The organism is Saccharopolyspora sp. NPDC047091 (assembly GCF_040643635.1).
In the GTDB taxonomy this organism is placed as follows: Bacteria; Actinomycetota; Actinomycetes; order Mycobacteriales; family Pseudonocardiaceae; genus Saccharopolyspora_C.
This window is the reverse complement of sequence record NZ_JBEYUS010000118.1, coordinates 1-10177: the sequence shown is the minus strand read 5'-3', so window position 1 is coordinate 10177 and position 10177 is coordinate 1. Positions and strand designations below refer to the sequence as shown.

Here is a 10177-nt window from a genome sequence, read left to right as displayed (position 1 = left end):
ATCAGCGGGCTCTCGCTGGCCGACTGCGTGTTCTCCGGGCGGCGCGCGGGACGACGGGTGCTCGGCGGAGGAGGGGACCGTGCTCACGGATGACCGAGCCGCGGTCGAGCCGTACCCCGAGCAGCGTGCCGATCACCTCGAAGGCGACCGGGCTCGCGAAGACCTCCACCAGGTCGACGGGTCCGCCCGCGCGCTCCAGCGCGTCGAGGCGCCGCTCGACGACGTCCGCGACCAGCGGTTCCAGCCGCAGCACCCGGCGCGGGGCGAACGCGGCCGCCAGTTTGCGCCGGTACCAGGCGTGCTCGTCGGCGGGCAGCACGCTGAACAAGCCGGGCGGCACCTCGTCGAAGGTGTCCTCGGCGTCCGCCGGGCCGCGCATCACGTCGAGGCTGGAGCTGAACCGGTGGTCGACGAGCACCTCGCGGGCCAGGTCGTGACTGGTCACCAGCCAGCCGAGCCTCCCGTCGGAGTGGTGCAGCCGGGCCAGCGGCCGCCCGGCGCGCAGCTCCCGCAGCCCGTCGTGCGGGTCGAACGGGTGGCTGCGGGTCGTGGGATGGCGCACCGGCGCGCTCGTCATGGCGGACTCCTCGTCGAGGTCGGGGGAGGGAGACGATGTCCATGCTTCCGGGACACCGGTGTGAAGTCAGGGAACTCCACCCGTCCGTGGAACCGTCGAAACCCTTTCAGCGCAACGATTTACCGGCTGCTCGGGTTTCCGGAACGGGTCCCGGCGGTGATCGCGCTCGGGCAGCGCGGTCGGCTGGCCCGCGAGGTGGTGGCGACCGTCGTGGGCCAGGCCCGGCCCGGCCCGAGCCGGGACGCCCGCCCGGAGCATGACGTCCGATTCACCCCGCCCCGCCCGGCCTGGTGCGTCGCGGCGGGCCCCTCACCCGCCACCTGGCGGGAGGGCGGGGAAGACCTCGCCCGGCGGGAGATCGGGCGAGCGGCCCCGGTGCCCGGAGTCGCTGCCGAGCGTGGTGCGCGGACCCGGCAGCGGGGCGCTCCTGCTGCCTGCGGTGCCGGTCCGGTGCGGACCACCGGTTCCGGCACCGGATCCCGCCTGCGCCGATCCACCACCCGGTGCGGTGAATCGCGGAGTGCTCATGAGCACCACCGCGGCGCCGGTTCCCGCCTCCGGCTCAGAACTCGAATCCGGCCGGGAACGGGTCGCGCGGGTCGAGGAGGTACTGGGCGGTGGCGGTCAGCCAGGCGCGTCCGCTGATGGTGGGGATGACGGTGGTGCGGTCGCCGAGGGTCCCTTCGCCGATGAGGCGGCCGGTGAATTCGGTGCCCAGCAAGGATTCGTTGACGAAGTCGGTGTGCGGTGCCAGTTCGCCGCGCGCGTGCAGCACGGCCATCCGCGCGCTGGTGGCGGTGCCGCCGGGGGAGCGGTCGATCATGCCGGGGTGGATCACGAGGGCGTGCCGGGAGCGGACCGCGGTGGAGCCGGGTGCTTGCAGCGAGACGTGGTGGAGTCCGGAGATCTCCGGGTTCTCGGGGTGCGCGGGCGGGCCCTGCTCGTCGATCGCGGCCATGATCGCCGAGCCGGCTTCGACGAACCGGGTCGCGTTCGCGCGGTCGAAGTCGATGCCGAGCGCCGCGGCCTCGACGAAGGCGTAGAAGTTGCCGCCGTAGCCGAGGTCGTAGCGGACCTCGCCGAAGCCGGGGACGGTGATCGACCGGTCCAGGCCGACGGCGAACGAGGGCACGTTGGTCAGGGTCACGCGCTCGGCGACCCCGTCGACGACGGCCACCTCCGCGACCACGAGGCCCGCGGGGGTGTCCAGCCGGATCGTGGTGATCGGTTCGGTCACCTCGACCATGCCCGTCTCGACGAGGACGGTGGCCACGCCGATCGTGCCCGCACCGCACATCGCCGGATACCCCGAGGTTTCGATGTGCAGCACCCCGTGGTCCGCGTCCGGCCGGGTGGGCGGTTGCAGGATCGCGCCGCTCATGGCGGCGTGCCCGCGGGGTTCGTTCATCAGCAGGCGGCGGACGTGGTCGGAACGTTCGGCGAAGCGGGTGCGGCGTTCCAGCATGGTGGCGCCGGGGATGGTGCCGATGCCGCCGGTGACGACCCGCGCGGGCCATCCTTCGGCGTGGGCTTCGACGGTCTGGATGGTCCGGTTGCTGCGCATCCTGCAGAGCACCTTCCTCGTGGTTCCGATCGGTTCCCGCTACCGCTCCGGCGCGAGCAGCGACTCGGGGTCCAGGACCAGGTCGCCGGCCGCGAGGTTCTCCGCCAGGTGGGCGAGGTCGCGGGTACCGGGGATGAGCATCGCGCGCGGGCTGCGGGTGAGCACCCACGCCGGCCCGACCTGCGCGGGAGTCGCGCCCAGCCGGGCCGCGACCTCGCGGACCTCGGGCCGGTCGGCGACCTCGGGGAGGCCGGCGAACCCCGAGCCGAGCGGGAAGTACGGCACCCACGCGACGTCGTGCTCGCGGCAGAGCCGCAGGACCGGTTCCGCGGCGCGGTCGACGAGGCCGTAGCCGTTCTGCACGCACGCCACGCCCGCGGGCAGCGCGTGGCGCAGGGTCGTCGGCGTCGACGTGGCCGAGCCCGACACCGCCGATCTTCCCGCCGTCGCGCAGGGCCATCAGCTCGGCCGGCTGATCGTCGAAGCCGACCACCTGTTCCGATGGGATCCCCGGCGCGCGGCCCATCGGGGAGGAGTTGACGACCTCCAGACGGTCGAGGCGCAGCGACCGCGGGTCGGCCGCCACTTCGGCGCGCAGTACCGCCGGGTGCTGCGCGGGGCCCGTACCGCCCGGCCGGGGCGCTGGTGGCGCCGATCTTGCTGACCAGCACCAGGCGCTCCGGGTAGGGGTGCAGCGCGGTGCGGATGCACTCGTTCACCAGGCCCGCGGCGTAGAACTCGGCGGTGTCGACGTGGTCGACCCCGAGTTCCACCGCCCGGCGCAGCACGGCGCGGGCCGCCTCGTCGGCACCGTGCTCGAGCCGCATCGCGCCGTACCCGATGCGGGCGACGGGCCGCCCGTTGAGCTCGGCGAGCCCGCCGGGGTGCGGGCGGGGCGTGGCGGGCATCGGCGATCTCCTCGGGTGCGGGTAGCTTCCCCCTGAGCGGAAGGCCTTCCGCAACGTAAACCGACCGGAAGGGGTTCCGCTAGTGGCGAGAGGAGAGCGATCACCGGCCCGGGCCGACGCGCGGCGCAACCGGGACCGGCTGCTCGACGCGGCGCGGGCCGCGTTCGACGACGGCAGGCTGCCTTCCATCGAGGCGCTCGCCCGCGAAGCCGGACTGGGCGTGGGCACCGTCTACCGGAACTTCCCGACCCGCGAAGCGCTGGTCGAAGCCGTGTACGCCGACCAGCGCGCGCGGCTGTGCGCCCGTGCCGACGAACTGGCGGCCTCCCGGGACCCGGTCGTCGCGCTGCGGTCCTGGATGGACCACTACGCCGAGTTCGTCGCCGCCAAGCGCGGCATCGCCGCGGCCCGGGCCCCGGCGGTCTCGACCGGCGCCGTCCCGTCCGGTGCGGCGAAGGACGCGCTCGTCGCCGCCGTGGCCACCCTGCTCACCGCGGGCGCGCGGACGGGCGCGCTGCGCGACGACGTGCCCGCCGCGGACGTCGTCGCCACCCTGGTCGGCATCTTCCTCGCCGCCGACGACCGGGCCCAGGCCGGCCGCCAGCTGGACCTGCTCCTCGACGGCCTCCGCGCGGGCCCGCCCGGCACCCGGCCGGAGTGATCGGACACCGCCGGCGAATCGAGGCGCGCGCAGCGGATTCGGGCGCGCGGGCGGTCGTCGTCCGGTCGGGGAGCGAGTGACCCCGCACGAATTTGTCGATCTTGTGGTGGGATCCGGCGCGGACGCGGCGCGCCGTCCGGGCCGACCGGTCTGCGGGTTTCCGCTGGATCGGCCGCGGATATCGGGAGCATGGTCCGCCGCCATCGATGTCGGTGCAGGATTCCCGCGTTGACCGGGTGCGGCTCGCTGTCTAGCGTTCCGCCGCATGAATCCCGGGCAGCACGTCGAACCGGTCGACGAGGTGGATCGCCGCATCATCGCGGCGCTCCAGCTCAGCGGCCGCGCATCGTGGAGCGCCATCGCGCGCTGGGCCGGGGCGAGCGAGACCACCGTGCAGCGCCGGTTCGCCGCGCTGCACGAACGCGGGCTGGTGCGGGTCGTCGGCGTCGTCGACCTGGACCGCACCGCGGCGGGTTCCTCCATGCTGGTGCGGATCCAGGCGAAACCGGGCAAGGGGTGGGAACTGGCGGAACAGCTGGCCACCCACCCGGACGCCCGGTTCCTGGCGGTGGTCACCGGCACCGCCGACCTGATCGTCGACTTCGTCGCCCACGACAACGACGAACTGCTCCGGTTGCTGTTCACCGACTTGCCCGGGGCCGGGCTCATCGCGGGCACCGAGAGCGTCGCGGTGATCCGCACGTTCACCACCGCGCCCGCCTGGGACACCGGCCTGCTGCCGGACGAGGCGGTCGACGACCTCCGGCGGTCGCGGGTCCCGGCCTACGAGCGGGCCGAGTGGGGGAAACCGGCACGGGAGCTGAGCGAGCTGGAACGCGCGGTCGCCGAGCAGCTGGCCGCCGACGGGCGGCTGCCGGTGAGCGTGATCGCGCGGCGCCTCGGCTGCAGCGAGTCCAGCGCGTCCCGGGCCCTCGACCGGTTGCTGAGCTCGTACAGCGTCCAGTTCCGCACGCTGGTCGAACCCGGGGTCCTCGGCTACGGCGTGGAGTTCATGCTGTGGCTCTCGATCCACCCCGGGCGGCTCGACGAGGCCGGGCGGCGGCTCGCCGAGCATCCGGGGACGAAGTTCCTCGCCGCGGCGACCGGCCGGTTCAACCTGGTGGGGCAGATGGTGCTGCCCGCCAAGGCGGACCTGTTCGGCTACACCACCGAGGTCATCGGCACCCTGCCCGGCCTGCACGCCTCGGACATCACGCTGCACCTGGCCACGCTCAAACGCGCCTGGACCCCGGTGGGCGGATTCGAACCAGACCGAACGTGAGGGAGGAACCGTGTCCTCGACCGAACCTGCCGCAGCCTGGCAGTGGCCGGAGCAGACGTGGCGCGGCCACGTCGAGGCGGTGCGCGCCGGACGGCGCCTCGTCCCGCCGGAGTGGCCCGGCGGTGCGCGCGCCGCGGTGGCGCTGTCCTTCGACTCGGACCACGAGACGATTCCGCTGCGCGACGCGGAGACCAGCCCCGGCCGGCTCGCCCAGGGCGAGTACGGGTCGCGGGTCGGCGCCGGCCGCGTCCTGGAACTGCTGGCCGACTTCGGCGCCCCGGCGACGTTCTTCATGCCCGGCGTGTCCGCGCTGCTGCACCCCGGCGAAGCGAAGGACTACGTGGCGGGCGGGCACGAGATCGGGGTGCACGGCTGGATCCACGAGCGGAACACCTTGCTGGGCAAGGAGGACGAGAAGGCGCTGAACGTCCGGGCGCTCGACGCCCTCGCCGAGCTCACCGGCGTCCGGCCCGTCGGAGTCCGCACCCCGTCCTGGGACTTCAGCGAGTCCACGTTGGACGTCATCCGCGAGCTCGGGTTCGAGTACGACTCGTCGCTGATGGCCGACGACGAGCCCTACGAGATCGTGGCGAACGGCGAGCCCACCGGGCTCGTGGAGATCCCGGTCGACTGGATCCGGGACGACGCCCCGTACTTCACCATGGACCGCTACGGATCGGTGCGCCCGCACACCCGCCCGCGCGACGTCCTGGAGATCTGGATCGACGAGTTCGACGCGGCCTACCGCGCCGGCGGCGTCTTCCAGCTCACCATGCACCCGCACGTCATCGGCCACCGCTCGCGGATGGTCGTGCTGCGGGAACTGCTCGACCACGTCAAGGCGCACCGCGACGTCTGGTTCGCCACGCACGCCGAACTCGCGGCCACCGCCCGCGCCGAAGCCCGGCGGCTCGATTCCCCCGGAGTGACACCATGACCGGACCCGCAGCGGTCGCCACCGCGAAGACCACCCCCGCGCAGCGCAAGGCGATCGTCGCGGGCACCATCGGCAACACCGTCGAATGGGTCGACTGGGCGCTGTACTCGGTCTTCGCGAAGATCATCGCGGTGGAGTTCTTCCCCGCGGGCGACGAGACCGTGGCCCTGCTGTCCACGCTCGCGGTGTTCGCTATCGGCTTCGTGATGCGGCCCGTCGGCGCCGCCGTGCTCGGCGCCTACGCCGACCGGCAGGGCCGGAAGAAGGGCTTGGCGCTCACCATCGGGCTGATGGCGGGGGCGTCGTTCCTCATCGCGCTCACCCCGACGTACGCGACCGTCGGCCTGCTGGCACCGGTGGTGCTGCTGCTCGCCCGGCTGCTGCAGGGCTTCGCGGCGGGCGGCGAATTCGGTTCCTCCGCGGCGTTCCTGGTGGAATCCGCGGGCACCGGGCGGCGCGCGTTCGCCGGGTCCTGGCAGCAGGTGTCGGTCGCCGGGGGCGTGCTGATCGCCTCCCTGATCGGCACCGTCGCCACCTCGGCGCTCAGCGACGAGGCGCTGCACGGCTGGGGCTGGCGCGTCGCGTTCGTCCTCGGCGGGCTGCTCGGCCTGGTCGGGCTGTGGCTGCGGACCTCGGTGGAGGACACCGACTCGTTCACCACGGCCGCCTCCAGCGGACGGACGAAGACGAACCCGCTGCGCACCATGTTCGTCGACCACCCGGTCGCCGCGCTGCGCGTCGCGGGCATCACCATCGCCGGGACGCTGACCTACTACATCTGGGTCAACTACCTGCCGACCTACGCGAACCTGGTCACCGGGATCCCGCTCTCGCAGGCGCTGCTGTCGCAGACGTTGAGCCTGGTCGCGTTCGTGGTGCTGCTGCCGTTCGTCGGCCTGCTCTCCGACAAGGTCGGGCGCAAGCCCACGCTGGCCGCGTTCGCCGGCGGGTTCGTGGTGCTGTCGTGGCCGCTGCTGCAGCTGCTGCAGAACAACTTCTGGAGTGTGTTCGCCGTGCAGCTCACCGGGATGCTGCTGGTGCTGGGCTATTCGGCGAACTGCGCGGTGATCATGGCCGAGCAGTTCCCGCCGGAGGTTCGGGCGACTGGGATCGCGCTGCCCTACGCGCTGTCGGTGGCCCTGTTCGGCGGCACCGCGCCGTACATCACGACCTGGCTCGACGACATCGGCCACTCCGACCTGTTGTGGTTGTACGTGTCCGGGGCGGCGCTGATCTCGCTCGTCATCTACCTGACCATGCCGGAGACCAAGGACCAGGAGTTCGCCTGATGACCCACGTGCTCGTGACGGGTGCCGCGAGCGGCATCGGGCGCGCGATCGCGGCCGACTTCGCCGCCCGCGCGGACTGCGCGGTCACCGCCGTCGACATCGACCGGGACGGGCTGGCCACCGCGCCGGGCTCCCCGGTGACCGCCGACCTCGCCGAACCCGGGGCGCCGCAGCAGGTCCTGGAGCACGCGTGGCGCCGGGCGCCGGTGGACGTGCTGGTCAACGCGGCCGGGATCTACCCCTCGCTGGACATGCTCGACGTGGATGCCGAGCGGTGGGACCGGGTGTTCGCGCTGAACGTGCGCGCCCCGGTGCTGGCCACCACGGCGTTCGCGAACCTGGCGATCGCGGCGGGACGCGGCGGGGCGGTCGTGAACATCTCCTCCGGCGCGGCCCTGCGGTCCCGGCCGGGCGGCGGCGCCTACGCCAGCTCGAAGGCGGCGCTGGAGATGGCGACCCGCGCCGCGGCGCTCGAATTCGGCCCGCACGGCATCCGGGTCAACGCCGTCAGCCCCGGTTTCGTCGCGGTCGGCAGCGAGTGCAATCCGGTCGCCGAGGACTACGCGGCGGCCGTGTCGGTGAACCCGCTCGGACGGCCCGGCGAGCCCGCGGACGTCGCGCGCGCGGTGCGCTGGCTGGCCGGCCCCGAATCCTCGTGGATCACCGGCGAGATCGTGCGCGTCGACGGCGGCTCCAACGCCGGCGCGGCGCACCTCCCGCGGCTGTGGCCGCCGCGGGACCTCGAACAGGAAGGACGCGGGCGATGACCCACACCGCCTACGCGGTGCTCGGCGGCGGTGCGATCGGCGGAACTCTCGCCTACCACCTGGTGCGCGCCGGACACCCGGTGACCGTGATCGACGCCGATGCCGAGCACGTGGCCGCCATCCAGGACCGCGGGCTCCGGCTGGACCGCCCCGGCGGCGGCGACGCGGTCCCCGTGCGCGCCACCACCCCCGAGGAGTTCACCGGCCCCCTCGACCGCGTCCTGCTGGCCGTCAAGGCCCAGGCCACCGCGGCGGCGGCCGACTGGATCGCCCCGCGGCTCGCCGCCGACGGCTACGTGGTCTCGGTGCAGAACGGGTTCAACGAACCGGTGCTCGCCGAGCGGATCGGCTGGCCGCGCACCATCGCCGCGTTCGTCAACATCTTCGCCGACCGCACCGCGCCCGGCGTGATCGCGGACGGCGGCGCGGGCGCGCTCGTGCTGGGCGAGCCCGGCGGGCTGCCGGTGTCCGGACGGGTGCGGGAGCTCGCCCGCGACCTGAGCGCTTGGGGCCCCGCGCAGGTCAGCGACAACGTCGAAGGTTTCCTGTGGGCCAAGGCCGGTTTCGGCGCGATGCTCGCCGCGACCGCGCTCGCCGACGATGCGATGGCCGACCTGATCGACCGGCACCCGGCGACGATGTGCGCGCTGACCGAGGAGGTGTTCGACGTGGCGGAAGCCCTCGACGTGCGGCTCGAACCGTTCGACGCGTTCGAACCGGACGCGTTCGCCCGCGGCGCCGATCCGGCGGAACGGGCCGCCGCGGTCGAACGGCTCACCGCGTGGCTGCGCACCCAGTCGAAGAACCGCAGCGGCATCTGGCGGGACCTCGCGGTGCGGCACCGCGCCGTCGAGGTCACCACGCACTACGCCACCGTGCTGGCGGAGGCCGAGCGCGCCGGCGTGGGAGCGCCGGTGCTGCGGGCGCTACTGGGGATGCTCCGCGAGCTCGAAGCGGACCCGGATTCCATGTCCGAGCACCGGATCGCCGAACTCGGCGGCCTCGTGCGGAGCCGGGCGTGACCGCGGTGGCGGCCTGGCTGGCCGCGCACCGCGACGAGATGGTCGCCGACCTCGCCGAGTACGTCGGGCACGAGAGCTCCAGCGACGACCTGGCCGCGCTGGACACCTGCCTGCACTGGGTGCGCGACTGGCTCGACCGCAGGCTGGGCCCGTCCACTTCGGACGAATGGCTGCCGAGGGAGACCACCGGCGACGTCCTGGTCCGGCACTACGCGGGCACCGGCGCACCGGTGCTGCTGCTCGCGCACTACGACACGGTGTGGCCCACCGGAACCCTCGCCGACTGGCCGTTCCAGGTCGACGGCGATCGGATGACCGGGCCCGGCGTGTTCGACATGAAGGCGGGGCTGGTGCAGGCCGTGTGGGCGGTGCGGGCCCTCGACGAGCTCGGGCTGCCGCGACCCGCGTTCACGCTGGTGCTCAACGGCGACGAGGAGACCGGCAGCCTCGCGTCCTCCGAGGTCATCGTCGCCGAAGCCGAGCGGGCCCGGCCCGCCCTGGTCTTCGAGGCCAGCGCGGACGGCGCCCTCAAGACCGCGCGCAAGGGCGTCGGCCTGTTCACCGTCACCGCCACCGGCGAGGAGGCGCACGCCGGGCTCGACCCGACCGCGGGCGCCAGCGCGATCCAGGAACTGGCCCACCAGGTGCTGCACCTGCACGGCTGGACCGACCTCGACGTCGGCACCTCGGTGAACGTCGGCCTGATCGACGGCGGCACCGGCGCCAACGTGACCGCGGGCCGCGCCACCGCCCGGATCGACGTCCGGGTGAGCAGCGAAGCGGAACGCCGCCGCATCGGCGCGCTGCTCGCGGACCTCCGGCCGGTGAACCCGAAGGTGCGGCTGGCGGTGACCGGTGATTGGAACCGCCCCGTGTTCACCCGCACCCCCGAAGTCGGCGAGCTCTTCGCGCTGGCCCGCGCCTGCGCGGAACCGCTGGGCGTGGACCTGCGGGAGGTCTCGGTCGGCGGCGCCAGCGACGGGAACTTCGTGCTGGCCGCCGGAATCCCGGTCCTCGACGGCCTCGGCGCCATCGGCGGCGGCGCGCACGCCCGCACCGAGCACGCCACGATCAGCGGTCTGCTCGAACGCTCCGCCCTCGCCGCCGCGCTGCTCTCGGAGCTCGCCGGACGCTGATCCGGCCCCGCGAACGTCCACCCGGGCCGGAGCC

12 protein-coding genes and 1 pseudogene are annotated in these 10177 nt (G+C 73.7%); 8 read left to right on the top strand and 5 right to left on the bottom strand.

The window, feature by feature from the left end:
- Position 1: 1 nt before the first annotated feature.
- The 4 genes from ABZ805_RS28475 to ABZ805_RS28460 form a co-directional block, all read right to left on the bottom strand.
- A complete protein-coding gene (locus tag ABZ805_RS28475; RefSeq protein ID WP_358446769.1) occupies positions 2-577 on the bottom strand; it encodes a hypothetical protein in 576 nt (191 codons plus the stop codon).
- Between the two features lie 309 nt (positions 578-886).
- On the bottom strand, positions 887-1105 hold the full coding sequence (locus ABZ805_RS28470; RefSeq protein WP_358446767.1) for a hypothetical protein: 219 nt from the start codon (positions 1103-1105) through the stop codon (positions 887-889).
- A 34-nt stretch (positions 1106-1139) separates the two neighbouring features.
- Entirely contained in the window at positions 1140-2141 is a 1002-nt protein-coding gene (locus ABZ805_RS28465) for a proline racemase family protein (protein WP_358446764.1), read from the bottom strand.
- A 39-nt stretch (positions 2142-2180) separates the two neighbouring features.
- Entirely contained in the window at positions 2181-2570 is a 390-nt protein-coding gene (locus ABZ805_RS28460) for an aldo/keto reductase (RefSeq protein WP_358446761.1), read from the bottom strand.
- Here ABZ805_RS28460 and ABZ805_RS28455 point away from each other — a divergent pair.
- Positions 2554-2805, top strand: a complete 252-nt coding sequence (locus ABZ805_RS28455) for a hypothetical protein (protein ID WP_358446759.1) — start codon at positions 2554-2556, stop codon at positions 2803-2805. The two genes, ABZ805_RS28460 and ABZ805_RS28455, sit on opposite strands and share 17 nt — an antisense overlap.
- A 46-nt stretch (positions 2806-2851) precedes the next feature.
- On the opposite strand, the pseudogene ABZ805_RS28450 reads toward ABZ805_RS28455, so the two are convergent.
- Positions 2852-2968 (bottom strand): annotated as a pseudogene (locus ABZ805_RS28450) (aldo/keto reductase); the annotation flags it as partial.
- 163 nt (positions 2969-3131) lie between these two features.
- Between ABZ805_RS28450 and ABZ805_RS28445 the strand changes: the two are divergent.
- The 7 genes from ABZ805_RS28445 to ABZ805_RS28415 all read left to right on the top strand — a co-directional run bounded on the left by ABZ805_RS28445 (position 3132) and on the right by ABZ805_RS28415 (position 10143).
- Positions 3132-3710, top strand: coding sequence for a helix-turn-helix domain-containing protein (locus ABZ805_RS28445; RefSeq protein WP_358446756.1), 579 nt, complete (start codon positions 3132-3134; stop codon positions 3708-3710).
- A 265-nt stretch (positions 3711-3975) separates the two neighbouring features.
- Positions 3976-4992, top strand: coding sequence for an Lrp/AsnC family transcriptional regulator (locus tag ABZ805_RS28440; RefSeq protein WP_358446753.1), 1017 nt, complete (start codon positions 3976-3978; stop codon positions 4990-4992).
- Positions 4993-5002: 10 nt separating this feature from the next.
- A complete protein-coding gene (locus ABZ805_RS28435; RefSeq protein ID WP_358446751.1) occupies positions 5003-5929 on the top strand; it encodes a polysaccharide deacetylase in 927 nt (308 codons plus the stop codon).
- Entirely contained in the window at positions 5926-7218 is a 1293-nt protein-coding gene (locus ABZ805_RS28430) for an MFS transporter (RefSeq protein ID WP_358446748.1), read from the top strand. Before ABZ805_RS28435 ends, ABZ805_RS28430 begins: the two co-directional genes overlap by 4 nt.
- Positions 7218-7985, top strand: a complete 768-nt coding sequence (locus ABZ805_RS28425; RefSeq protein WP_358446746.1) for an SDR family oxidoreductase — start codon at positions 7218-7220, stop codon at positions 7983-7985. The genes ABZ805_RS28430 and ABZ805_RS28425 overlap by 1 nt, the downstream gene beginning before the upstream one ends.
- The gene (locus tag ABZ805_RS28420) at positions 7982-9007 is read left to right on the top strand and encodes a 2-dehydropantoate 2-reductase (protein WP_358446744.1); all 1026 of its coding nucleotides are present in this window, start codon (positions 7982-7984) and stop codon (positions 9005-9007) included. The genes ABZ805_RS28425 and ABZ805_RS28420 overlap by 4 nt, the downstream gene beginning before the upstream one ends.
- Positions 9004-10143 (top strand): M20 family metallopeptidase, encoded by a 1140-nt coding sequence (locus tag ABZ805_RS28415; RefSeq protein WP_358446741.1) that lies wholly within the window; start codon positions 9004-9006, stop codon positions 10141-10143. Before ABZ805_RS28420 ends, ABZ805_RS28415 begins: the two co-directional genes overlap by 4 nt.
- The last annotated feature ends 34 nt before the right edge of the window (positions 10144-10177 follow it).